This is a genomic window from Rhodoblastus sphagnicola (assembly GCF_002937075.1).
Lineage (GTDB): Bacteria > Pseudomonadota > Alphaproteobacteria > Rhizobiales > Beijerinckiaceae > Rhodoblastus > Rhodoblastus sphagnicola.
This window is the reverse complement of record NZ_NHSJ01000087.1, coordinates 18,798-43,343: the sequence shown is the minus strand read 5'-3', so window position 1 is coordinate 43,343 and position 24,546 is coordinate 18,798. Positions and strand designations below refer to the sequence as shown.

At 65.5% G+C, this 24,546-nt stretch carries 18 protein-coding genes and 1 pseudogene; 10 read left to right on the top strand and 9 right to left on the bottom strand.

The genetic code is table 11. From position 1 onward, the window contains the following. The first annotated feature begins 192 nt into the window (after nt 1–192). From CCR94_RS14080 to CCR94_RS14065, 4 genes are all read left to right on the top strand, one after another. Entirely contained in the window at nt 193–1,386 is a 1,194-nt protein-coding gene (locus CCR94_RS14080) for an aspartate aminotransferase family protein (RefSeq protein ID WP_104508616.1), read from the top strand. After that, a complete protein-coding gene (gene argF, locus CCR94_RS14075; RefSeq protein WP_104508477.1) occupies nt 1,383–2,345 on the top strand; it encodes an ornithine carbamoyltransferase in 963 nt (320 codons plus the stop codon). Before CCR94_RS14080 ends, argF begins: the two co-directional genes overlap by 4 nt. Next, nucleotides 2,345–3,292: an Hsp33 family molecular chaperone gene (locus CCR94_RS14070; RefSeq protein WP_104508476.1), complete on the top strand. Its 948-nt coding sequence runs from the start codon at nt 2,345–2,347 to the stop codon at nt 3,290–3,292. The genes argF and CCR94_RS14070 overlap by 1 nt, the downstream gene beginning before the upstream one ends. A 288-nt stretch (nt 3,293–3,580) precedes the next feature. Beyond that, nucleotides 3,581–3,994: a c-type cytochrome gene (locus CCR94_RS14065; protein WP_104508475.1), complete on the top strand. Its 414-nt coding sequence runs from the start codon at nt 3,581–3,583 to the stop codon at nt 3,992–3,994. A gap of 84 nt (nt 3,995–4,078) precedes the next feature. Here CCR94_RS14065 and CCR94_RS14060 read toward each other — a convergent pair whose 3' ends face one another. After that, nucleotides 4,079–5,419: a glycosyltransferase gene (locus tag CCR94_RS14060; RefSeq protein ID WP_104508474.1), complete on the bottom strand. Its 1,341-nt coding sequence runs from the start codon at nt 5,417–5,419 to the stop codon at nt 4,079–4,081. A gap of 93 nt (nt 5,420–5,512) precedes the next feature. Between CCR94_RS14060 and CCR94_RS14055 the strand changes: the two genes are divergently transcribed. The 3 genes from CCR94_RS14055 to queD all read left to right on the top strand — a co-directional run bounded on the left by CCR94_RS14055 (nt 5,513) and on the right by queD (nt 7,112). Further along, nucleotides 5,513–5,911, top strand: a complete 399-nt coding sequence (locus CCR94_RS14055) for a dihydroneopterin aldolase (RefSeq protein WP_158254764.1) — start codon at nt 5,513–5,515, stop codon at nt 5,909–5,911. Nucleotides 5,912–5,919: 8 nt separating this feature from the next. Continuing rightward, nucleotides 5,920–6,654, top strand: coding sequence for an SDR family NAD(P)-dependent oxidoreductase (locus CCR94_RS25115; RefSeq protein WP_158254763.1), 735 nt, complete (start codon nt 5,920–5,922; stop codon nt 6,652–6,654). A 104-nt stretch (nt 6,655–6,758) separates the two neighbouring features. Next, nucleotides 6,759–7,112, top strand: a complete 354-nt coding sequence (queD, locus tag CCR94_RS14045; protein ID WP_104508614.1) for a 6-carboxytetrahydropterin synthase QueD — start codon at nt 6,759–6,761, stop codon at nt 7,110–7,112. 25 nt (nt 7,113–7,137) lie between these two features. Here the strand turns inward: queD and CCR94_RS14040 are convergent, their stop codons facing one another. Both CCR94_RS14040 and CCR94_RS14035 read right to left on the bottom strand, forming a co-directional pair. Continuing rightward, on the bottom strand, nt 7,138–8,466 hold the full coding sequence (locus CCR94_RS14040) for a hybrid sensor histidine kinase/response regulator (protein ID WP_104508472.1): 1,329 nt from the start codon (nt 8,464–8,466) through the stop codon (nt 7,138–7,140). Further along, nucleotides 8,463–9,656 (bottom strand): FIST N-terminal domain-containing protein, encoded by a 1,194-nt coding sequence (locus CCR94_RS14035; RefSeq protein ID WP_244594075.1) that lies wholly within the window; start codon nt 9,654–9,656, stop codon nt 8,463–8,465. Before CCR94_RS14035 ends, CCR94_RS14040 begins: the two co-directional genes overlap by 4 nt. Before the next feature lie 197 nt (nt 9,657–9,853). Between CCR94_RS14035 and CCR94_RS14030 the strand changes: the two genes are divergently transcribed. Together CCR94_RS14030 and CCR94_RS14025 are read left to right on the top strand one after the other, a co-directional pair. Beyond that, the gene (locus CCR94_RS14030) at nt 9,854–11,980 is read left to right on the top strand and encodes a 4Fe-4S binding protein (RefSeq protein ID WP_104508471.1); all 2,127 of its coding nucleotides are present in this window, start codon (nt 9,854–9,856) and stop codon (nt 11,978–11,980) included. A gap of 111 nt (nt 11,981–12,091) precedes the next feature. Next, nucleotides 12,092–13,576 carry a methyl-accepting chemotaxis protein gene (locus tag CCR94_RS14025; RefSeq protein ID WP_104508470.1) on the top strand — a complete coding sequence of 495 codons (1,485 nt, stop codon included), beginning with the start codon at nt 12,092–12,094 and terminating at the stop codon, nt 13,574–13,576. 25 nt (nt 13,577–13,601) lie between these two features. Here CCR94_RS14025 and CCR94_RS14020 read toward each other — a convergent pair whose 3' ends face one another. The 5 genes from CCR94_RS14020 to hpnN all read right to left on the bottom strand — a co-directional run bounded on the left by CCR94_RS14020 (nt 13,602) and on the right by hpnN (nt 22,422). Continuing rightward, nucleotides 13,602–14,501: a transglutaminase family protein gene (locus CCR94_RS14020; RefSeq protein ID WP_104508469.1), complete on the bottom strand. Its 900-nt coding sequence runs from the start codon at nt 14,499–14,501 to the stop codon at nt 13,602–13,604. Beyond that, complete coding sequence (locus CCR94_RS14015) at nt 14,498–17,017, bottom strand: circularly permuted type 2 ATP-grasp protein (RefSeq protein WP_104508468.1); 2,520 nt, start codon at nt 17,015–17,017, stop codon at nt 14,498–14,500. Before CCR94_RS14015 ends, CCR94_RS14020 begins: the two co-directional genes overlap by 4 nt. A gap of 194 nt (nt 17,018–17,211) precedes the next feature. Continuing rightward, nucleotides 17,212–18,903 carry a methyl-accepting chemotaxis protein gene (locus CCR94_RS14010; protein WP_104508467.1) on the bottom strand — a complete coding sequence of 564 codons (1,692 nt, stop codon included), beginning with the start codon at nt 18,901–18,903 and terminating at the stop codon, nt 17,212–17,214. 328 nt (nt 18,904–19,231) lie between these two features. Continuing rightward, a complete protein-coding gene (mog, locus tag CCR94_RS14005) occupies nt 19,232–19,768 on the bottom strand; it encodes a molybdopterin adenylyltransferase (RefSeq protein WP_104508466.1) in 537 nt (178 codons plus the stop codon). Beyond that, nucleotides 19,765–22,422 (bottom strand): hopanoid transporter HpnN, encoded by a 2,658-nt coding sequence (hpnN, locus tag CCR94_RS14000; RefSeq protein WP_104508465.1) that lies wholly within the window; start codon nt 22,420–22,422, stop codon nt 19,765–19,767. Before hpnN ends, mog begins: the two co-directional genes overlap by 4 nt. 232 nt (nt 22,423–22,654) lie before the next feature. On the opposite strand from hpnN, the gene hpnH reads away from it, so the two are divergent. Then, entirely contained in the window at nt 22,655–23,806 is a 1,152-nt protein-coding gene (gene hpnH / locus CCR94_RS13995) for an adenosyl-hopene transferase HpnH (RefSeq protein WP_104508464.1), read from the top strand. 48 nt (nt 23,807–23,854) lie between these two features. Here hpnH and CCR94_RS26020 read toward each other — a convergent pair. Further along, nucleotides 23,855–24,409, bottom strand: a pseudogene (locus CCR94_RS26020) (phosphorylase family protein); the annotation flags it as partial. Nucleotides 24,410–24,546 lie beyond the last annotated feature (137 nt).

The following is a 24,546-nucleotide window of genomic DNA, read 5'->3' as shown; positions in this document are numbered from 1 at the left end:
AGAGTCCTTAACGCATCAATAAGGTTTTCCCCAGCCCATTGCAGATTGGACACAAAGGGCGGGGACGATCGCCATTTGACCCTGGCGCCAGGATTTTCTAAGATCGCGTCATGCCGATGCCGTCCCAGGGGGCGGCTGTTTCATTTTCTGGGCGGCGCTTCTTTGCTTGCCGGCGCCGGTTGGGAGTTCAACATGACCTCTGCTCTATTGCCGACCTATGCGCGCTATGCGTTGGCCTTCGAGCGCGGCGAGGGCGCCTGGCTGTTTTCGACGCAGGGCGAAAAATATCTGGATTTCGGCGGCGGCATCGCGGTCGCCAGCCTTGGCTACAACCATCCGCATCTGGTCGAGGCCTTGACCGAGCAGGCGAAAAAGCTCTGGCACACCTCGAACCTGTTCCAGATGCCCGAGGGCGAGCGTCTGGCGCGCCGGCTGTGCGATGCGAGTTTCGCGGATACGGTGTTTTTCACCAATTCCGGCGCCGAGGCGCTGGAGCTGACGATCAAGATGGCGCGCAAGTGGAATGCGGCCAACGGTTCGGCCGAGCGTTTCCATATTGTCACCTTCCAGGGCGCGTTCCACGGCCGCACGCTCGCCACCATCGCCGCCGGCGGCAACGCCAAATATCTGGACGGTTTCGGCGAAAGAACGCCGGGCTTCGACCAAGTGGCCTTCGGCGATCTCAAGGCGGCGGAAAGGGTGATCGGGCCGCGAACCGGCGCCATTCTGGTCGAACCGATCCAGGGCGAGGGCGGCATACGCGTCGGCGACCGTGATTTCATCCGCGGCCTGCGCGCCCTGTGCGATCATCACAAGCTGCTGCTGTGCTTCGACGAGGTGCAATGCGGCATGGGGCGCACCGGCAAATTGTTCGCCTATGAGCTTTACGGCGTCGCGCCGGACATACTGGCCTCGGCCAAGGGCATTGGCGGCGGCTTCCCGCTCGGCGCCGTGTTGGCGACCAAGGAGGCCGGCAAGGGCATGACCTTGGGCACGCATGGCACCACTTATGGCGGCAATCCGCTCGCCATGGCCTGCGGCAACGCCGTGCTCGACATCATGCTGGCGGACGGCTTCCTCGACGAGGTCGCGCGAAAAGGCCTCGTCCTGCGCCAGCAACTCGCCGGCCTCACCGCCGCCTATCCCGAGATTGTCACTGAAATCCGTGGCGAGGGCCTGATGCAGGGCCTCAAGCTCACGGTCGCGCCCGCCGAATTCGCCGCAGCGGCCCGCGCGAAAAAACTGATCGTGATCCCGGCGGCGGACAATGTCGTGCGCATTCTGCCGCCCCTGATCGTCAGCGACGAGGAAATCAGGATCGGCGTGGACAGGCTGGCGGAGGCCTGCGCGGCGATGAAGGCGGCCAAGGAGCCGGAAAAGGCATGAACATTTCGCAACTTCCCACGCCGGCGCGGCGCTGCTTTCTCGATCTGTCGGATTTCTCCCGCGCCGAACTGCGCACCGTTCTCGATCTCGCCCGCGACATCAAGAGCCGCCGCGTCAAAGGCCGCCGCGCGGAAAACAGGCCGCTCGAAGGCCGCACTTTGGCGATGATCTTCGACAAGCCGTCCACCCGCACCCGCGTCTCCTTCGACGTGGGCATGCGCGAACTCGGCGGCGAGACCATCATGCTGACCGGCGCGGAAATGCAGCTTGGGCGCGGCGAGACCATGGCCGACACGGCGCGCGTGCTGTCGCGCTTCGTCGACGCCATCATGATCCGTATTCTCAGCCACGAGCATCTCGCCGATCTCGCCGCCCACGCCACCGTGCCTGTCATCAACGGCCTGACCAAGAAGACACATCCGTGTCAGGTGATGGCCGACCTGATGACGTTCGAGGAGCATCGCGGCGATATTTCCGGCGCCCGGGTCGCCTGGGTCGGCGACGCCTGCAACGTCCTCACCAGTTGGGTCCACGCGGCGGCGAAATTCGGCTTCACCCTGGACATCGCCACGCCCGAGGAGCTGGCGCCGCGTCCCGAGCTGATTTCCTGGGCGCGAAAAGAGGGCGGCGGCGTCAATGTGATGCGCGACCCCTGCGAGGCGGTGAAGGACGCCGACTGCGTGCTGACGGACTGCTGGGTGTCCATGGGCGACAAGGACGAAAAATTGCGCCACGCCCTGCTGGCGCCCTATCAGGTCAACGCCAAGCTGATGCGTCACGCCGCCAAGGACGCGGTGTTCATGCATTGCCTGCCGGCCCATCGCGGCGAGGAGGTCACGGACGAAGTGATGGACGGACCGAGATCCCTGGTGTTCGACGAGGCGGAGAACCGCCTGCACGCGCAAAAAGGCATTCTGGCCTGGTGCCTTCAGGCCGAATTGACCGGCGTCGTCGCCTGATGGCTTCGCCCGAGCTTCCGGACGATTCCGTCCTGCCCTTCGCGGTCGAGCCGCTGGACATGCGCGGGCGCATCGCCCGGCTCGGGCCGGCGCTGGACACGATTTTGACGCGCCACGCCTATCCGGCGCCGGTAGCGAAACTTTTGGGCGAGGCCGCCGTCCTGTGTGTGCTGCTCGGCACAACCCTCAAGGACGACGGCCGTTTCCAGTTGCAGACCCGCACCGATGGCGTGGTGGACCTTCTGGTGGTGGATTTCGACGCGCCCGACCGTCTGCGCGCCTTCGCGCGCTTCGATGCGCGCAAGCTGGCGGCGTTGGCGGAGAATGACCGCGAGCATCTGCTTGGCCACGGCCATCTCGCCTTCACTGTCGAGCAGGGCGGCGAAAACGCCCGCTACCAGGGCGTGGCGCCGGTCGAGGCCGGCTCGCTGCAACAGGCGGCGCTGAACTATTTCAGCCAGTCCGAGCAGATCCCGTCCTTTGTCCGGCTGGCGGTCGGGCAGGCGGTGACGGCCCAGGGGACGCAATGGCGCGCGGGCGGGCTGCTGGCGCAATTCCTGCCGCATTCGCCGGAGCGCCGCCGCATGGCCGATTTTCATCCCGGCGACGCGCCGGAGGGTCATGAGACGCCGGAATTTTCCGAGGACGAGGCCTGGACCGAAGCTCGGCTGCTCGCCGCCACGGTCGAGGACCACGAATTGCTCGACCCCGGCCTCTCCAGCGCGGATTTGGCCTGGCGGCTGTTCAACGAGCGCGGGGTGACGGTTTTTCCGGCGCGGACGATCCGCGCGGCCTGCCGCTGCTCCGATGCGCGCATCGAGGAGATGCTGCGCAATTTCACGCAAGACGAACGCGACGACATGGTGGGCGAGGATGGCCGCATCACCGTCACCTGCGAATTCTGCTCGACGAAGCGCTGTTACGATCCCGCCGATTTCAGGGCTTGAGCCGAAACGTGTCGCGGATTTGGCCCTTCCGGCCCGCCTGCGGTAAATCGTCGCCCTCGTCGCGAGGGGCGGGAGGCTCCGCGAGGGAAATCGCGCGCAAAACGGCTCCACCGCGCCCTGGGAAAAAAGGAATAGGACTTATTGAGAGGGGAAAAGCCGCGCGCGCGATGATTTAATTGCCCGGTGTCATTCCCCGTCGCTTGTTCTTGCCCGATGAACAAGGTCGATGGGATCGCCAACAGCTTGAGGTCAAGTCAAGCCGAACGGTTCTAGCGGAGCAAACAGGCCATGAACGGCAAAACTATTCTTCTTTCCGCCGCGCTTCTTTGCGGCTTCGGCGCCGGCGCGTTCGCGCAGGAAGGCGGCGATCCCGCGGCGGGCGAGAAAATCTTCCATAGCTGCCGCCAGTGCCATCACATCGGCCGCGGCGCCACCAATTTCTACGGCCCGGTTCTCAACGGCCTCATCGACCGCCCGGCCGGCTCGGTGCCCGGCTACAATTATTCCGAGGCGAACAAGACCTCCGGCAAGGTCTGGGACGTGCCGACGTTGAAATCCTACCTGCGCCAGCCGCAGCACGACGTGCCCAAGACCTACATGACCTTCGCCGGCCTCAAGAGCGACAAGGACATCGCCGACGTCATCGCCTATATCGCCCAATACGACCGCTCCGGCGCGAAGAAGGGCGAAGGCCCGCAATAAGGCCGCGCGTTTCCGCCAGACCATCCCGCCGCCGCACGCGCGCCCCGATCTGATCGCATCAGGTCGGGGCGCTCGTCTTTGTTATTATGCGTTTTCTTCGCGCCAACCGGCATGCGCCTGGCTTGAAAACGATTCCAAGGCGGGACGGCGTTCATTCTTCAGCAGATTTTCAATCACATCCGCCGCCGCGCGCGCCCCGTCCTCGGGGCCGATCCGCTCGGCAGCCTCCCGCGCCCGGATCGCATAATCCGGCTGTTCCAGCAGCGCGCGCAACGCTTCCGCCGCCAGCTCCGCCGTAAACTCCCGGCGCGGCAGAACGCGGGCGACGCCCAGCCGCGCGAGCCGCGTCGCATTGTCCGGCTGGTCGGCGAAGAACGGCGCGACCAGTTGCGGCCGGCCCGAGCGCAGGGCCTGGACGCAGGTTCCGGCGCCGCCGTGATGCAGGATCGCCGCCGCGCGCGGAAACACGGCGGAATGCGGCGCATAGCCCCACACCAGCAGGTCGTCGCCCTTGGGCGCCCGGATGAAGCGGGCGTCGTCGCGCCCCGCGATCACCAGCGCGCGGCGCCCAATCGCGCGCGTCGCCGCGACGCCGGCGCGCAACAGATCGGCCCCGTCGAGCGCCGCGAAACTGCCGAGCGTCAGGACGACGGGCGGCGGCCCGGCCCCCAGAAAAGCCTCGACCTTCGGGTCGAGCGGCGCGACGACGCCGCCATCGTGAAAAGTGGCGCCCAGGGCGAGTTCACTGGCGGCTCCCCGCGTCATCAGGGGCGAGTACAGCCCGAGGATGGCGCGGGCGCCGCCGGGGAGGAAGGGCAGATCGCGGGAGCGCGGCAGGCCCAGTTCGGCGCGCAATTTTCGCGCGCGGCGCGTCAACGGCCGGAAGGCCTCGCGAAAGACAGCGGCCAGCATCCGGTTCCAGACGCGGCCCAGCCAGCCCGGCGCGTAGGCGAAAGGCGCGTCGCCGAAGGGGGGCGTGGACATGAAAGGCGGATCGTCGGGGGCCATCAGCAGCAAAGGCGACAGCAGCACCTGGACATGCGGCGCGCCCTGCTTTTCCGCGGCGAGTTGCGCGGCATAGGCGATGTGGTGACAGACCACGAGATCGGCGCCGGCGACCAACGGCATGAGATCGCTCACGTTTTCGGCGAGCAGATCCTGCGAGATCTTGAAGATGAAAAAATGGTCGGACAGCATGGCCTTGACGAATTCGCGCGGGCTGGCGCCGAGGCGACGCGCCATTTCCTCTTCGTCCGGGCCTATGGCGGCGAAGGCCAGCCCCTCGCGCTCGAACAGCGGCCGATACTGGCCGCTGCTCGCCACGGTCACATGAAAGCCGCGCGCCTGCAAAACCTTGCCAAGCGCGATGAAAGGGTGGATGTCGCCATGGGAGCCGAACGTCGCGAGCACGATCTTTGCAGTCATGCGCGCACTGAACCATCGGGCGAGGTCCGGGGCAAGCCCAATTGCTCGGCGCCCGCGCGGGGCTTAAGAGAGGCTCTCGACGGAAGGTGGAGCATGAAGGACTTATTCAACGGCGAGGACCATATCGTTCTGGTGCTCGACGATGTCAGCGTGAACGTTTCCTGCGGCCTGCATCCCTGGGAGCGTCATCCCGAGCGCCCGACCCGGCTGATCGTCTCCGCGCGCCTCTATGCGCCGCTCACGACCGGCCGCGCCGACCAGATGCCGATCATCAATTACGACAAGGTGCGCAACCGCATTCTGGCGCTGGAGAAGGACGGCCATATCGACCTGCTGGAGACGGTGGCCGACCGCGTGGTGGACGCCTGCTTCGGCGACAAGCGGGTGGCCGCCTGCCAGATTTCGGTGCGCAAGCCCGACATCTACAACGAGACGCGCGGCGCCGGCATCGACCTGTTCCGCACCCGCGCCCGCTGGACTCCACCGGCTTGAGGAGCGCGTTGATAACGGGCGCCTCCAGCCGGCTGGCGGCGCCGCTGGCGCGATTTTTCGCGGGGCGCGGCTATGCCCTGCTGCTGCACCAGCGCAGCCCACGCAAGAATGTGGCGGCGCTGGCGGCCGAATTGCGCGACCACGGGACGGCGGTCGAAGTTCTCACCTTCGATTTCGCCACGCGCGAAAAAATTGACGCATTTTGCGCCGGACTGGCCGAACCGTTCGGCGTTCCCGAGGCGATCGTCAACAACGCCTCGCATTTCGTCCATGATTTTCCAGGCGGGGGCGACGCCAATCTGCTTGTGGAAAGTTTCATGGTCCACATGCTCGCGCCGTTCCTGATCCTGGAGACGGCCTGCCGGGAAAAGCGCGAGGAGCAAAAAATCAGCGTCTTCAACATCCTCGACCAAAAGCTGCTCAATCTCAATCCGGATTATTATTCCTACACGCTGGGAAAATCCGGCCTGCAAACTCTCACCGAACTCTGGGGCCGCTCGGGCCGCGCCGATGTGCGCGCGTTCGGCCTTCTGCCCGGCCTGATGTTCCCGTCGGGACCGCAGGACGAGGCGCGTTTCGCCGAGGATGCGCAAAAAATTCCGACGGGCCGCGCGCTGCCGCCGCAAGACCTGTGCGCGCTGATCGGTTTCCTGCTCGACCATCCCGACATGCCCGGCGCGCTGTTTCCCATGGACGGCGGCGAACATTTGCTCGCGCGCCGCCGCGATGTGGCGTTCGAATAGCGACGACATTCAGCCGCTGACGGCGCCGGCTGCTTCCGTCCGCGCGGGGCGAGGGATTGGTCTTCCCCTTGACACCATCATGCTCTAAGACCCCGGCCATGCCAATCACCATCACCCAGGGCTTCACCTTCGAGGCCGCGCATCATCTGCCCCATGTGCCGGAAACCCATCGCTGCCGCCGGCTGCATGGCCATTCCTATCGCGTCGAACTGACGCTGTCGGGCGAAGTCGATCCCCATACCGGCTTCGTGATCGACTTTTTCGATGTCGAGGCGGCGTTCGCGCCGGTGCTGGCGCGACTCGATCATCATCTGCTCAACGAGGTCGAGGGGCTGCAAAATCCCACGGCGGAAAACATCGCGCTGTGGATTTTCCGCAAGGTCAGCCCCGACCTGCCGCGCCTGACTGCGGTAAAAGTGTTCGAGACGCCGATGTGCTGGGCTGAATTTCAAGCCTGAAGGCGCGCGACGCCCGAATTCCGTCTTACGTCAGCAGGAACGACAGCAGCGACCGCATCTCCGCGGGGCGCACGGGCTTCCTCAGCAGTTCCAGGCCGGCCGCGCGCACCTCTTCCTCCGACTTGGCCGAATGGTCGGCGGTGACGATCAGGGCGGGGATGTCCGCCCCCAACGTCGCCCGGATGCGCGCGATGGCCTGCGTGCCGCGTTCGTCATTGTTGAGGTGCAGGTCGGCGATCACGATATGCGGCGCGGCCGGCAGGGCGCGCAGGCGCTCCAGCGCCTCGTCGCCGGAGCCGGACACCGCCACGTCGCAGCCCCAGCGCTCCAGCAGCGTGACCATGGCCTCGCTCACCGAAGGCTCGTTCTCGATCAGCAGGATTTTCGCGCCGGCCACGGGGGAGTGGAACAGCCGCGGCAGCGGCGGCGGCGCCGGGAGATCCTTCGTCGCCGCCGCCGCGCGCGGCAGGCGCACATAAAAAGTCGAGCCGCGCCCGACATTGGAGGCGAGCCGCACCGGATGGTCGAGCGCCTGGGCGAAGCGGCGCACGATGGCCAGCCCCAGGCCGAATCCGGTCTCGCCGGGTATATCGCTGTGGGCGCGCTTGAATTCCTGAAAAATCGCCTCGCGCTTGGTCTCGGGAATGCCCGGCCCGGTGTCGGACACCTGCACCATCACCCGGTCGCCGCGTCGGCGCGCCCCCACCAGCACGCCGCCATGGGCGGTGTAGCGCAGGGCGTTGGCGAGCAGGTTTTGCAGGATGCGCCGGAGCATGGAGGGGTCGGAGCGCACATGCAGTTTTGACGGAAAAATCTTCAGCTTCAGCCCGCGCTTTTGCGCGAAATAGGCGAAATCGCGCGCCAGCGGCTCCAGCACGTCGTTGAGCGGGACGTCGCGCAAGTCCGGCTTCATCACGCCGGCGTCGAGTTTCGACAGGTCGAGCAGGGTGCGGATCAGGTCTTCCAGCGCGACGAGACTGCGATCGACCTGCTCCACCAGCACGCCCGCTTCCGGAGCGCCCGGCAGTTCGTGCAGCGCCGACAGGGCGAGTCGGGCGGCGTTGAGCGGTTGCAACAGGTCGTGGCCGACCGAGGTGACGAAGGTGGTTTTCAGCGACGAGGCGGCCTCGGCCTGACGTTTGGCCTTTTCCAGCGAGCGCATGGCTTGCGAGAGTTCCTGGGTGCGGCGGCGCACCTGATGGTCGAGCGAAATCGCCGTCTCGAACAGGGAAAAGGCGTTGAACTGGCTGTCCACCGAGCGCTCGACGCGCGACATCAGCGCGCTGTTGATCTTTTCGAGCTTGGCGATGCGCTTCTTCAGCTCATCGACATTTTCCGCGCCGTCGCCATTCATTCCGCCGCGTCCTCCCGGCTGCGCCGTCCAAGCGCGATTCCGGTAAAGGTCTGGTTGACGTGCATGGAGCGGAACTGTTCGCCATAAGTGTTGAAGCCGATCACGCGGCGCGAACGGTAAAGCTCGGACAGGCGGCGCGAGATCTGGCGGCGCTCGGCGTCGAGCCGGCGCAGCACGCAATCGAAGCCGATATAGAGCGAAACCGAGCCAAGCTGCTCCTCCATGCTGACGAATGTCGCCAGCGTGCTCTCATAGGGATCGCGCGGCTTGGCCACGGTGAGCACCAGCCCCTCGTCAATGGCGCAGAAGAACGACAGCGAGCCATCCGCGTTCACCTTCTGGATCGAGCGGGCGTAATATTGGCCGCCGACGCCCACCAGCACCGGATGCGAGGCGAAGGAGGAGGTTTCGAGCTTGCTCTCCATCACGCCGACGGCGCGGGCATATTCGGCGGCGGCCGGTTCGGCGTTCAATTCGCGGACGATGCGCAGGTCGGTGTCGGCGTCGGTCACCACCAGCTTGTTTTGCGTCGGCTCGAAATAATCGCATTTGAACGGCGCGAACGGCAGATTGGTATGAAACAGCAGCAGCAGCGCGGCGTCCCTGAAAACCTCGCCGCCCCGGATCATGAAGGTCTTGTCGAAGCTCAAGGCGTCGCCCGCCGAGCCGCCGACCACCGGGATTTCGTCGAGCGCGGAATAAAGCGCGGAGATCACCGCCTCCTCGCGCCGGCACAGGCCGTCGATCAGCAGCAGCCCGAAACAATGTTCCGGCTCGATGCGCGGGTCGCTGGCGATCAGGGCGTCGCGCGTTTCCATGAAGGCGGCGCGGCCGGCCTCGACCGAGAAATGCGACAGGTTTTGCACGAGATGGGCGACCAGGGTGAAATCGCGGCGCAGGAAACCCAGCGCCACCACCGATTGCGAAGCCCAGCCGGAGGGGGCGAGTTCGCCCGCCGTGGTGCAGCCATAGATCGCCACCCCCGGCAGGGCTGTTTCGATCTCCGCCGCGAAACGGGCGGCGTCATGGCTGGCGCAGACGAAACAGATCAGCCCCGCCAGCGCGTCGCGCGGCGCCTCGTCCGGACTCTGTCGGGCGATGTCCGCCGCTATGTCCCGCGCGGCCTGTTCGGGGCTGCCTGCGCTGCTGGAGGCGATCACCACGCCGTCGCGCTCCGCTTGTTCGCTCACTCAACGATGCTCCCATCACCCGCGCGTCTTGTTCTGACCCGTTGGTGTGACGGGTTCGGCGCGCAATTGTGAGAAAGTACTATAGGCGATGTTTTCCGCCTCGCACAACCTGCCCGAGCTTGTTCACCGCCGGAGTTCGGCCGTGAACAAGCAAACAAGAACAAGGCTCTGGCGCGAATGCGCTCGGGGGAGGGGCAATGGTTTCTGGACTATGGCGCGCCGGACGCCGCGTGCTCGTCGGCGCGTGCGCCGCGCTGCTGATGCTGATTGGCGGTGTGGCGGCGGCGGCGACGCTGGACCGCGCGGGCGTGGAGCTGTTGTTTCCCAAGCCCTACAGTGTCGGCGAACGCGATCCCGTCCTGCCGGTCTGGCCGATCCTCAAGCAGAGCTACAACGGCGACGTCCTCGCCGCCTATGTGTTCGAGTCGGTGGATTTCGAGCCCATTCCCGGCTTTTCCGGCACGCCGGTCAACCTGCTGGTGGCGCTGCGGCCCAATGGCGCCTTCCTCAGCGTGCGCGTGCTGTCGCAACACGAGCCGGTGTTCGTCGATGGCCTGGGGCCGGAGCCGCTCAACGATTTCGTCAAGCAATATGAGGGCTTGTCGCTCAACCAGGCGATCAAGATCGTCGCCCCGCGCAAGCTCGCCACCAAAAACCGCGACGGCGTGGCGGCCGAGATCGACGGGGTGTCCAAGGCCACGGCCTCCGTGCGCATCATCAATGAAACCATCGTCAACGCGGCGCTTCAGGTCGCGCGCGAACGCCTGGGCTTTTCCAGGGGGCGCGACCCCAACCGCGTCGCCAAGATCCGGCCGGGCGTGTTCGCGCCGCTGACCTTCGCGCAAATGCTGGAGCGCGGATACATCCGGCGTCTGCGCGTGAGCAACGCCGAAGTCGAACAGGCTTACAAGGCGACGGAAGCCGAGGGGCTGGACCGCGAGGGGCTGGCGGACCCCGGCGGCGCCTTCGCCGATCTCTATATCGCGGAAGTCGATGTCCCCATTATCGGCCGCAATCTGCTGGGGGAGGCCAATTGGCGCAAGCTGATGGGCCAACTCGACGGCGCCCCGGCCATGATGGTGATTTCGCTGGGGCGCTGGACCTTCATGCCCGAAAGTTTCGTGCCCGGCGCGACGCCCGACCTGATCGGGCTGGCGCAGGCCGGCGCGCCGGTGGCGTGGCGCGATTTCGTCTGGCGCGACCGGCTCGATCTGCCCGATTTCGCCGGCGCCGATGTGGCGGTGCTGCGCATCGCGCCGGAAGCCGCCTTCGATCCCGCCTCGTCCTCGCAATTTTCGATCCGCGTCATCCGCGAAAAGGGGATTGTCTATCCCGAAAAATTCCCCACCGACTTCAAGCTGGACTACATCCTGCCGCAAGATCTGTTCGACCTGCCGCCGGACGACAAGGGTTTGGGTCTGCGCTCGATCTGGGCGAGCCGGGCGCGCGACATGTCCATCCTGAGCGCGGGCCTGATCGTGCTGGCCTTCGCGCTTTCGCGCCAGAAACTGCTGGTGCGCTCGCCGCGCGCGTTCAAAATCTTCCGGCTCGGCTTTCTCGCGTTCACGCTGGTCTTCATCGGCTGGATCGCGCAGGCGCAACTGTCGATCGTCTGGCTGTTCGGGCTGATCAAGGCGATCCGGGGGCAGGGGACTTTTCAGTTCTTCCTGTGGGACCCGCCGACGCTGATGGTGACGGTCTTCGGCGTCGCCGCCCTGTTCATCTGGGGACGCGGAACCTTTTGCGGCTGGCTGTGCCCGTTCGGCGCCTTGCAGGAATTTTTCGGCGAAATCGCGCGCGTGACCAAGCTGCGGCAATTCTCCCTGCCGCAACGCTACGAGCGGCTGGCGCGGCTGCCGAAATTTCTCGTGCTGGCGGCCATCCTGGTCACGGCGATCTTCTTTTCGTCGCAGGCGGAAAGGGTCGCGGAGGTCGAGCCGTTCAAGACCTCGATCACGCTGCTGTTCATCCGCTCCGCGCCCTTCGTGCTCTATGCGGTCGCGCTGCTGATCCTGGGCATGTTCCACTACAAGTTTTTCTGCCGCTACCTGTGTCCGCTCGGCGCGACCTTCTCGGCGCTGAGTTACGTTCGGCTGTTCAACTGGATTCCGCGCCGTCGGGAGTGTGGAACGCCGTGCCAGATGTGCCGGGTGAAGTGTCGTTACGGCGCCATCGAGCGCGGCGGCGCCGTGATCTATGCCGAATGTTTCCAATGCATGGATTGCGTGGCGATCCACGACGATAAAACACAATGCGTGCCGCTGGTGCTGGCGGCGAAAAAAGCGCGCAGGGCGGCGCGGGAGCGGTTGCAGGCGGCGCCATGATGGCGCGGCGCGCGCAAGCTACACGCAGGCTAGTCCCCGTAATATCCAATCGACATCACGACATATCGTCGTCCCTGGTCGCGCGGCCTCAACAAGGAATTCGAGGATCTCATGAGGCTATGGCATGATAACGGCCATGCGGCGGAGACGCTGGAGGCTTTCGACAAGTCTCACGCCATGATCGAATTCACGCCCGATGGCAAGGTCGCCGCGGTGAACGACAATTTCCTGCGGGCGCTTGGCTATTCGCGCGCGGAGATTCTGGGGCGTCCTCATTCCATGTTCGTGGAGCCGGCCTATCGGGACAGCGCCGAATATCGCGACTTCTGGCCCGCCCTGGCGCGCGGCGAGTTCAAGGCGGGCGCATTCAAGCGCATTGGCAAGGACGGCCGCGAAGTCTGGATTCATGCGTCCTACAATCCCGTGCTGTCGGGCGGCAAGGTCGTCAAGGTCGTCAAGATCGCTTCCGACATCACCGAGGAAAAAATGCGCGCGGTCGCGGCCGAAGGACAGGTCGCGGCGATCAAACGGGTTCAGGCGGTCGTCCATTTCGCGCCGGACGGCGTCGTGCTCGACGCCAACGACAATTTTCTCTCCGCGATGGGCTACAGCCGCGAGGAAGTCATCGGCAAGCGTCACGCGATCTTCGTCGAGGGCGCCTATGCCGCGAGTCCGGACTATCGCCAGTTCTGGGACGATCTGGCGCGCGGCCAGCCCAAGGTGGGCGAATTCAAGAGGATCGGCAAGGGCGGCAAGGAAGTCTGGCTGGTCGCCTCTTTCAATCCGATCCTGGACGCCAATGGCAAGATTTCCGAAATCGTGAAATTCGCCACCGACATCACCGGCAGTTACGTGCGCCGCCGCCACCGCGAACAGACCGCGCGCCAGGTCGATGAGGAATTGAGCGAAGTCGCCAAGAGGGTTTTCGAGACCGACGAGCGCGCGGCCAGCGCGGCCAGCGCCGCGGCGCAGACCAGCGTGACGGTGCAGGCTGTCGCCGCCGGCGCCGAGGAACTGGCCGGTTCGGTGCAGGAAATCAGCCGGCAGGTGACCACGGCCATGCACATGTCCACCGACGCCGTCACCCAGGCCGGCGAAGCCGATCGCATCGTCAACGGCCTCGCGCAGACGACCCAGCGCATTGGCGAAATCACCTCGCTGATCTCCACCATCGCCACGCAGACCAATCTGCTGGCGCTCAACGCCACCATCGAGGCCGCGCGCGCCGGAGACGCGGGACGCGGTTTCGGCGTCGTCGCCAATGAGGTCAAGGCGCTGGCCGATCAGACCGGCAGGGCCACCAGCGAAATTTCCGCGCAGATCGCGGCCGTTCAGGACGCCACGCGCGGCGCCGTCGCCGCCATCGGCTCGATCGCGGAGACCATAAACCGGCTGAGCGAAATCTCATCCGGCATCGCGACGGCGGTGGAGGAGCAGACGGCGGTCACGCGCGAGATCGCGGAGAACATGCAGGTCGCCTCGACCGGCGTCGAGCAGATCAGCCAGAGCATCGCCTCGATTTCAGCCGCGACCAACCAGGTCGCCGTTTCGACCAAGACCGTTCGCGAAATCTCTCGGGCGGGCGCGGCGGGCTGAGCGCTGAAACCTTCGGACAGAACGCCTATTTGAACGTCGGCGGGGCGTTTTCCGCCGCGACAGGGATCACGTCCACCGCCACCGACACGTCCTGGCCGCCGGTGGACAGGATCACGCCCTCGATCGGCGCGACGTCGGCATAGTCCCGCCCTTCAGCCAAAATGATGTGGTCGTCGCCGACGCAAATATTGTTGGTCGGGTCGAGGCCGACCCAGCCGTCAAACGGCCCGCACCACACGGCGACCCAGGCGTGGGTGGCGTCGGCGCCCTCCAGTCTCTTCTGTCCAGGCGGTGGCGCGGTGCGCAGATAGCCGCTGACATAACGCGCCGGCAGGCCGAGACCGCGCAGGCCGGCGATCATGATATGGGCGAAATCCTGGCACACGCCCTTTTTCTTGGAAAAGGCCTCGCCGAGCGGCGTCGAGACCAGCGTCGCCTTGGGGTCGTAGTCGAAATCGTCCCAAATTCTTCGCATCAAGTCGCGGGCGCCGGCGAGGATTTCGCGGTCCGGCGGAAAGCTCGTCCGGGCATAGGCCACCACCGGCTCGTCGAGCGACACGGCGCGGCTGGCGTAGATGAAATGGGCGGGCGATTGCGGGCCGAGATCGTGCGCGCCGAACGCCTGCTGGCGCACTTCCTCCCAGGGCGGCGTGACGGCCGGCGCTTCGGGCCGCGCCACCGCGATCCGCGCCTTGGCCGTGACCTTCAGCTCGCGATGTTCGTCATCGACGCGCACGATCTCGAAGGAATTGCCGAAGAAGCAAAAGCGCGGGGTGCGCTGGGCGGCGGGCGGGTCGAGCGTCACATCCACCGACAGCACCTTTTGCCCGGCGCGGCTGGTCGGGCGCAGGCGCAGCGCGCAGAGCGAGAACGAGACCGACGATTCATAGGCGTAGGTGGTGATGTGGCGGATGTCGTAAATCACGCGAGGCCCACCTGTTTCTCGGCCTGCGCCGCATTGGCCCCTTGCAGGAAATAGCGGGCGGCGATGGAATCCGCGAGTTGCAGCAGCCGGCGCTCGACCGACATCACGAATTCCGTGGTCACGGCGGAAGCGGAGGCGGTGCGCAGGTCGGCGTCGAGATTGATGGCGATGCGGTTGGGCGGCTCCAGCATGCCATCCTGGCGCAGCACCGGCAAGGTGGCGATATGCTCCGCCAGCCGCGCGGTCTGGAAGGCGACGGAGCGCGGATTGTACGGGTCGAGCAGGGCCATGTCGCGCACCGGATAGGGCGCGACGCCGATGAGGTAGCGCGAGCGATAGGTGATTTGCGAATCGATCAGATCGAGCAGCACGTCGAAATCGGCGCCGCGCGCCTGCTCCATGCCGAAGGCGCGGATGAAGCGGCCGGTGTTGACGCCGCGCTCCAGCCGGCGGCCCATTTCCAGGAAGCGCCAGCCGGCGACGCGGTTCATGTTCTCCTGCGCCAGGCCGGAAATGCTGGCGATGGCCTGAAGCGCGATGTCCGCCTGTTCCAGGATCTCGGCCTCGTCGAGCGGCGGCTGGCAGCCTTGCAGGCCCTGGAGCAGTTCGACGACGATGCGCCAGGTGTCGGCGGACAGGCGCTCGCGGATCACCGCCGCCGTGCGCTGCGCGTTGTGGGCCAGCGCGATCGCCGAGCCGAATTCATCGACGTTGAACAAAGCGGTGTTGAGGAAGCCCTGCGGCGTCAGCGCGACTTTCGGCCTGGCGGGGGCCGCGCCCCAGTCGGTGAGCAGTTTGCGCAGGCGCTGCATGGTGGCCGCGCCCTCGGCGGTCAAATCCTCGTTCTCGATCACGCGCTTGCCGAGGCAGCGGATCAACCGCAGCGTCGCCTCGGCGCGTTCGAGATAGCGGCCGAGCCAGAACAGATTGTCGGCGGCGCGGCTCGGCAGATTGCCCATGATGCGGCGGATCGAGACATTCTCGGTCTGCGGCAACAGGGTGGTTTGCGCCACCGGCTTGTTGGAGACGATCCAGACATCGGTGGTCTGCACGCCCGCGCCCATGGCGACGGCGCGGGAGTCGAGCCGGTCGGAAATGCGGCAGAAGCCGCCGGGCATGACATGGAACTTGCCGTCGGCGTCGAGCGCGGCGAACACGCGCAGCACGAACGGGCGCGGCTCGAGCTTGGAGCCGACCCAGGTCGGGGTGGTGGAAAGGCTGGCCACCTCCTGCCCGATATAATCGGCGCCGCGCGTGCGGATCGCCTCGGCGAGGCGCTCGCGCTGCACCGGCGTGAGTTCGCTGCCGACGACAGTGCGGCCGAGTTGGGAGCGCGTCGTCGCCGAGCCGAAGGCCGGGGCGATCGCCATGTCCTGCAAGCGCGACAGCACATGTTCGCGTTCGCGCGCCTGGCCGCACCACCAGGTCGCGATGTTCGGCAGCAGCAGTTTTTCGCCGAGCAGGCGCCCGGCGAGCGCGGGGATGAAGCCGAGCAGCGTGGGGGTTTCGGCCACGCCCGAGCCGAGCGCGTTGACGACGGCGACGCTGCCATGGCGGATGGTTTCGACCAGACCGGGCACGCCCAGTTGCGAGCCGCTCTTGAGTTCGAGCGGATCGGCGAAATCGGCGTCGATGCGCCGCCAGATCACATCCGCCCGCTTCAGCCCGGCGATGGTGCGGACATGGGCGAGGCCGTCGCGGGCGACGAGGTCCGCGCCCTCGACCAGCACGAGGCCGAGATAGCGGGCGAGATAGGCCTGTTCGTAATAGGTCTCGCTGTAGGGGCCGGGGGTGTAGAGGCAGATGCGCGGGTCGGAGCGGCTGGCCAGCGCGGCGAGGCCGGCGCGAAACGCCTGGAAGAACGGGGCGAGCCGGCGCACGTTCATGTCGCGGTAGATCGCCTGGAAGGCGCGCGTCAGATTGAGCCGGTTTTCCAGCGCATAGCCGAGGCCGGAGGGGGCCTGGACGCGGTCGGACAGCACCCACCATTGCCCGTCCGGGCCGCGTCCGAGATCGGCGGCGTAAACATTGAGCCAGCGTCCGCCGCGCGGCTTGACCCCGACCATGGGCCGCAGGAAGTCGGAGCTGCCGGTGACGGCGGCGGCGGGCAAAAACCCGTTTCGGACCAGTTCGCCCTTGCCATAGAGATCGGCGAGCAGCAGATCGAAAATTTCGGCGCGCTGGGTGACGCCAGCCTCGATCACCGCCCAGTCCTTTTCCGAAATCAGCAGCGGCATATGGCTGAGCGGCCAGATGCGTTCGGTGGTTTCGCCGTAAGCGCGGTAGGACACGCCCTGTTCGCGGATGTTGCGCTCGATGGCCTCGAAGCGGCGGGCGATATCGTCGGCGCCGAGGCCGGCCATCTTGTCGAAGAATTCCAGCCAGTGGCCGCGCGGACGCCCGTCGGCGCCGATGAATTCATCCGGCGTCCCGTCGAACGGCCGATAGGCCGCCGTCATCTCCACCAGCCGCCGCGCCTTGGCGCTGGAGGCTTTCTCGGTCGCCGGCCCCGACATTTACACCCCAAAAAATGAGTTGCGAACTCTGACGTACTTTTGAAAGGAAAAAAACCCTTTTTCGCGTGGTTTGGCGAAAGTGATGCAACGCGGCAACAGGGAGATTCCTTCTCTCGTTGCGGAAGAAGGCGGCTCGCGCTGAGAGCGCGAGCCGGATGAGGGGACGCAAACCGCGCCTTGAGCGACAGGGACAGCTACGCGGCGGCGAGATCGCGGACGAAGGCCGAAACCGTCTGCGTGAGGTTGGTGGCTTGCGTGGACAATCCGTCCGACAAGGACATGAGTTGCGTCGAAGCCGAACCCGTCATATTCGCGGCTTCGCCGACTTGAGCGATATTTTGCGTGACATCCTGAGTGCCGGTCGCGGCTTGCTGGCAGTTGCGGGCGACCTCGGCGATCGCCTCGCCTTGCTGTTCGACGGACGCCGCAATGGATATGGCGCCTTCCTTGACGAGCGAGATCGTCTTGACGATTTCGCTGATCGACGTGACGGTCGAACTCGTGGCCTGCTGGATTTCCTCGACCTTGTGGGCGATTTCGTCGGTCGCCCTGGCCGTCTCCAACGCCAGTTGCTTGACCTCGGAGGCGACGACGGCGAAACCCCGGCCCGCCTCGCCGGCGCGCGCGGCTTCAATCGTCGCGTTGAGCGCGAGGAGGTTGGTCTGATTGGCGATGCCTTTGATCAGGTTGACGACATCGCCGATGGCCGAGGCGTTTGTGGCGAGGGCGTTGATGCGTGCGTTGGAGGCTTCGGCTTCCCGGAAGGCGGTTTCGGAAATTTGCGCCGAGCGATTGGCCTGAAGGGTGATTTCGCGCACCGATGCGGCCAGTTGTTCCGAAGCGGACGCGACGGTTTGCACATTGTTGGCGGCGTCCGTCGCGGAGGTTGAGACGGTTTGCGCCTGACGCGAGGTTTCTTCCGCCGTCCCGGCGAGACTGCGCGCCGAATCGGCCACTTCCGTCGAGGATCGCGAGAAGCCGCCGGCAAGCTGCTGCATGTTTGTGACAAAATCACCGGACAGCCGCTCGCGCTTTTCCAACCGGATGCGCGAGGTTTCGACGCGGGCCGCCTGCTCCCCGCGAATCCGCTCTCCGTCCCGCAACCCGGTGCTGAGAACCACCAGCGTGCGGGCCATCGATCCGATTTCGTCCTGACGCTCCCCCTCGATCCTTGAATTATAATCACCCCGGCTCACGGCGATCATGGCGTCATCGAGGGCTTTAAGCGGCGCGGTGACGAAGGTTCTCACCAAAAGAATCGCCCCGCCCAAGGCGATCAGCAAGCCCGAGAACAGAGCAATGGACGTCCACAGGATGGCGCCGCCGGTGGCTTTGCCGAGATCGTTGGTATCCTTGTTCATGGCGGCGAGAACGGAGTCATTCAGGCTGATCTGGGAAGCGATAACCTTGGTCAGTTCAGGCTCGCAGTCCCGGCGCATGGTCGCCGCCGCCGTCGCAAGCTCGGCCTGAGCGAATGAATTCGCCAATTTGGTCGTGGCGAGGCAGGCGCTATCGAGAGCGGCATGAAAATTCCGGGAGATGGCGTCGATCTCCGCAGCGCGATCCGGCAGGAGGAGGCGGGCTCGGGCGATTTCCTCGTCATAGTCGCGCGCGGCTTTGAGTCTCTTCCCGGACGCCGCGCTGTTCTCCGCTTCGGTCCCCGCCGTGATATTCTCATGAATCGCCGATACCGACGCCTGGGCGAGACGACTGGCGCGCGCCAGATGAATGGTTCCGGAGGCCTCTCCTTCGATGAGTTGGCGGTAGGCGGCGTCCGTGGCGCTCAGCCGCGTCATCGCAAAGCCGAGGCCGAGTAGCGCGACAAGGCCGAACACGAAAAGCTGGCTCAGCACTTTTTTGCTTATCGTCCAGTCGATGAAATGCATGTTCTGTTTCCATTAGCCGGCATCGGAATGAAACGTATCTTGGTTCAATATGGTTCCTACTCGTTAACGCACCATGAAATCTATTATTGTTAGATATTTATACATGACGTGCGTAATAAATATGTTGATGGCCGGCAAATATATTAGGCGACGCGATGCGCAAACGCCGCGCCCAATCTCAAGGGCGCAAAGGGCGACTTTCCGCCGATCTCCGCCGTTGATCGCGCGCGCGGCTCAACGCGAACCAGCGAATTATCATCGCGGCGAGCTATCGGCGGCGTCTCGACCCAGGGCCATCGCAACCGCCCTTTGCGGCGCGCTCCGCCCGCTATTTCTTCGGCCGCACCGTCGTCACCACCTCGGCATGGGTGTCGAGCCAGGACCCGCCGATCAGTTCCACGCAATAGGGAATGGCCGGAAACACGGCGGACAGGCACAGGTCGATCGAGCGCGGGCTGCCCGGCAGGTTCACCACCAGGCACGCCCCGCGATGGGCGGCGGTCTGGCGCGACAGAATGGCGGTGGGGGTCTGCTCCAGACTCTTCATCCGCATCAACTCGCCAAAGCCCGGCATCTCCCGGTGACACGCCGCCAGTGTCGCCTCCGGCGTGAGGTCGCGCGGCGCCGGCCCGGTGCCGCCGGTGGTGAGCACGAGGCAGCAGCCGGAAACATCGGCCATGTCGATGATCTCGTCGCGCACGCGCTCAAACCCGTCGGGGATCACGCGCATGTCCAGTTCAAACGAAACAGACAGAGCCCGCGCCAGCCAATCGCGGATGGCCGGGCCGGAAATGTCCTCATAAATCCCGGCGCTGGCGCGGTCGGAAATGGTGAGGACGCCGATTTTCGCGGGATTTCCGGTCATTCAGACTCACTCTGTGGACGTGGCGGCCCCATCAGCGCCGGCTGGAAGAACACCGCCGCGCACAAGGTGGTGGCGAGCGACAAGGCCAGAAGCTCGCCCATGCTCGACGTGCCCGGATGATTGGACAGATAGAGGCTGCCGAACGCCGTCGCCGTGGTCATGGCCGAGAAGAAGATCGCCCGCGTCAGGCTGGTCTGCAACAGATGCGCCGTGCCGGCCCGCCACGCCATCACATAGTAAATCTTGAAGGCGACGCCGAGTCCCAGCAGCAGCGGCAAGGCGATGATATTGGCGAAATTCAGTTTTAGACCGATGAGGACGCAAATCTCCATCGTATAGACCCCGGCGAGCAGCAGCGGCGCCAGCGTCAGCGCCACATCGCCGATGCGGCGCAGCGCCAGCCAAAGCAGCAGCGTGATGGAGACCAGCGCCAGCGCCCCGGCCTGCGCGAAAGCCTTGATCACGGTGTCGCCGGATTCCAGAATGGACACCGCCGCCCCCGCCGCCTCCGGCGCAATTTTGCGCACGACGTTGGAGAACTTGCGCAAGTTCGCGAAATCGTTGCGGTCGCCGCGCGGAAACAGCTCCAGCCGCGCCTTTCCGTTGGCTGACACCCAGTCGCGCGCAAGTTCCGGCGGCAAATCCGCCAGAACGACCGGCGCGGCGGCCAGGGATTTGCGCACATCGCCGAGCAGCGACTCCACCGGCGCGATGACATGGCGCCGCGCCAGTTCGCGCGACGCGGCCGGCGCGTCGGCAAGGCGCTGGAACGCCGCCGCCATCGCCTCCAAACCTTTCGCGCGCGCCAAAGCCTGCGCGCTCGCGCGTAAAACGGCGACATCTTCCGCGTCGGTGGGGGCGGGCAGGGGCTTGACCGACAAAGTTGAGCCAAGCAGGTCGCGGGCGTCGGCGATCTCGGCGAGCTTCGCCTTCTGGTCTTCCGGCACAAAGCTCGTGAGCGTGGTCACGCTATCGACTTCCGGCAGAGCGCGCAGTTTTTGCGCCAGGGCGTCGGCTTCCGTCAGGCTTCCGGTCAAAATCTCGATGGAATTGGGCGCATTGCGCGGGTCGCTGGTCAGTTCGAGCATGGTGGCGACCGACTCGACCTTGGCGCTGCGCAGGTTGAGCGGATTGATGTCGAAGCTCACTTTCGTCAGCAGCGGCGCGCCCAACAGCGCAAGGCCGAGCGCGGCGAAAACGATCAGTTTCCTGTGGCCGGTCTGGAACCGGTCGATCGGCGCCAGAAAGGCGTAGCCGACCGGCGCCGTTTCCGGCGGCGGTTTCAGAATCGCCAGCAGCGCCGGCAGCAGGGTGAGGGTGGAGCCAAACGCCAGGATCATGCCGACGCCGGCGATCAGGCCGAGTTCGGACACGCCGCGATAGGCGGTCGGAATGAAGGAGAAAAACCCCGCAGCCGTCGCCGCCGCGGCGAGAGCCAAAGGCAGGCTGGCGCCGGCGCCGGCCCGGTTCAGCGCGGTATCGAGCGCGTCGTGCTGAAACCGCTCCTCGCGGTAGCGCACCGTGAACTGGATGCCGAAATCGACGCCAATGCCGACGAACAGCACGGCGAAGGCCACGGAAATCGGATTGAGCACGCCCACCATGGCCAGACCGGCGGCGGCGGTCAGGGCGAGGCCCATGATCATGTTCGCCATTACCGCAAGGATCAATCTGCCCCAGCGCAAGGCCCGCCACAGGATCAGCAGCACGGCGGCCACCATCAGGGAATTGTTCAGCGCCGCGCCGTCGGCCAGCGTGCCAAATTCCTCGTCCTGCATGGCGACATCGCCGGTGAGCCGAACACGATAGCCCAGTTCCGGCGTCAGGCCGAGCTTTTGGGCCGTCGCGCGCACCGCGTCGCTGGCGCTCGCGCCGGGCTCCAGCGCGGAATAGTCGAGCTTGGGGCTGATCTGGAGAAAGCGCCGTTTGTCGGCGACGCTGGGGGGCGCGCCCGAAAACAGCGCCGACCACGAAAAATTCGCGGCTTTGCCGGCGCTGGCGGCGTCGAGCGCCTCCGCGACGGCGCCAAGCGACTTGGCCATCGCCTGCGTTTCGGCGGCGGGCGGACCCTTCGGCGGCTGGCCCTTTGAGTCTTGTCCCTTTGAGTTTTGGCCCTCTGCCGGCTGGCCCTGCGCGCCGCCCATCAGGCCAATGGTCCCGGCGAAGCCGCGCAGACTGGGATCGCGCGCCAGCGCGCCCAAAAATGGCTGGGCGTCGATCAATTGCCCCATGCGCGCGGAAACGTCGGGCTTCGGCAGATAAAGCAGCCCCTCGCGCGCGAAAAAATCCGAGGTTTCCAGCGAGCGGACGTCCTTGAAATGCTCGCTTTGCGTCTGCAACGCGGCCTGGAGCTTGCGCGCCGCCGCATTGGCGTGTTCGGGGCTTGGCGCGTCCAGCACCGCCAGCAGCATGTCCTGGCGCTGCGGAAACGACTTGCTCAGCGCGATCTCGCGCTGGCGCCACGGCAGATCCTGGGCGATCAGCGTGTTGAGATCGGTGGACATGGCGAAATGGCCGACGGCGTACCAGGCGGCGAAGGCCGTCAGCGCCAGCGACAGCGCCAAAGTGAGCCATTTGCGCCGGGCGCAGAGCGAAACCAGCCGGGCGACAAGGGCGATTTCCTCGCCGGCGCGATGAAGAACAGGGGAAGGCATGAGTGGGCGTTCCGTTGAAGTGCGCGCAAACTGCGTTATTTTCTCAAGAAAAGAAACCGCCTTGCGGGGCTTACCCTGTTCGAGGCCAAGCTGGGCTGGTTTTTGCTTGCGGCGAATACGGCGCCGGACTATGGCTTGGGCCGAATGGCCAGAGCAGCGTGGGCCGCAAGACCGCTGCGCACCCAACCTCCCGTGTCGATCGTGATGGACGCCGGAGAAACCGGAGAGAAGTATGGGAATACCGGTGTTCGAAGGCGCGCGCATAGGCGCCTATATCGTCAAGCAGCATCTGCTCGGCCGCAAGCGTTACCCGCTTGTGCTCATGCTGGAGCCGCTGTTTCGTTGCAATCTCGCCTGCTCCGGCTGCGGCAAGATCGATTATCCCGACAAGATCCTGAACCAGCGCCTTCCCTTTGAAGATTGCATGGAGGCGATCGACGAATGCGGCGCCCCCGTGGTGGTGATCGCCGGCGGCGAACCGCTGCTGCACAAGGATCTCGCCCGAATCGTCAAGGGCGCGCTGGACCGCAAGAAATTCGTCACGGTCTGCACCAACGCGCTGCTGCTTGAGAAGAAGCTCGACGAATTCGAGCCGAGTTCGGCCTTCAACTGGTCGGTCCACCTCGACGGCGACCGCGAGATGCACGACAAGTCGGTGTGCCAGGACGGGGTCTACGATCGCGCCGTAAAAGCCATCGCCGCCGCCCGCGCAAAAGGCTTCAAGGTCAGCGTCAACTGCACCCTGTTCAACGACGCCGATCCCGAACGCGTCGCCAATTTCCTGGATACGCTGAAAGGTCTCGGCGTCAACGGCGGCGCCACGGTCGCGCCGGGCTACGCCTACGAGCGCGCCCCCAACCAGCAGCACTTCCTCAACCGCACCAAGACCAAGGATCTGTTTCGCGCCATCTTCCGGCGGGGGAATGGCGGCAAGAAGTGGGATTTCTTCCAGTCGTCGCTGTTCCTCGACTTCCTGGCGGGCAACCAGAACTATTCCTGCACGCCCTGGGGCAATCCGGCGCGCACCATTTTCGGCTGGCAGCGGCCCTGCTACCTGCTCAACGAGGGCTACGCCTCGTCGTTCAAGGAGCTGATGGAGACGACCGACTGGGACTCCTACGGCGTCGGCAATTACGAGAAATGCGCCGACTGCATGGTGCATTGCGGCTTCGAGCCGAGCGCCGTGAAGCACGCGATTCGCAACCCCTGGGCGGCGATCAAGACGGCTCTATTCGGCGTCGACACTGAAGGCCCCATGAAGCCCGATATTGCCCTCGACAAACAGCGGCCGGCGCAATTCACCTTTGCCGCGCAGGTCGAGGAGCGGCTGAACGCCGTGGTCGAAGCCGAAAAGCTCGCCCAGGAGGCCGCGGCAGCGGAGTAGCGAACGCATGGCGGCGCCGGCCTCGCGCGCCGTCAAGATCAGGCCGGGCAGGTCGCCCGGCCTGCGCGCCAGTTTGCGCAACACGGCGGGGACGTTGGTCGAGCCGTCCGGATTCATGCCGACGAGCGCCGATTGCGGCAGCACGCGGTGATGGGGATCGGCCACGGCGCGCAGGGCGACGAAGGGTATGCCGCGCTCGCGCGCGTAACGCGCCGCGCCATGCGACTCCATGTCCACCGCCAGCGCGCCGGTTTTGCGGTGCAAGCGCGCCTTCTGACGGCGGCAGCCGATCATCTCGTCCACGCCGGCCAGCGCCCCGATGCGGCTGTTCGGAATTTTCCGCGCCAGCGTTTGCAGCCAGCGCGCATCCGTCCGATACATCTCGTCGGCGATGATCATGTCGGCCAGGATCACATCGCCCGACGTATGGCCGGGGGCGATGCCGCCGGCGATGCCGAAACTCATCACGGCGTCGATTGGCCCCGCGCGTTTCAGCAAATCGTAGATTCGTTGGGCTGAACCGCCGCCCACGATGGTCAGGGGGGTAGCTGCGGCTCGGGCTTCTTGCTTGAGACCGACGACGAGGGCGATGCGTGGGGGCACGAAATTCTCCGGACCTGCAAGGTTTCACAAAATTGTGACCCCCGGTCAAGTTGTTGAGACAATTTTAACGAAAATGTGGTTTCCCGGTGGCGTCCGGGCAGGCGCGAAGTTTTGCCAAAACCTGATTTGCCTTTGGC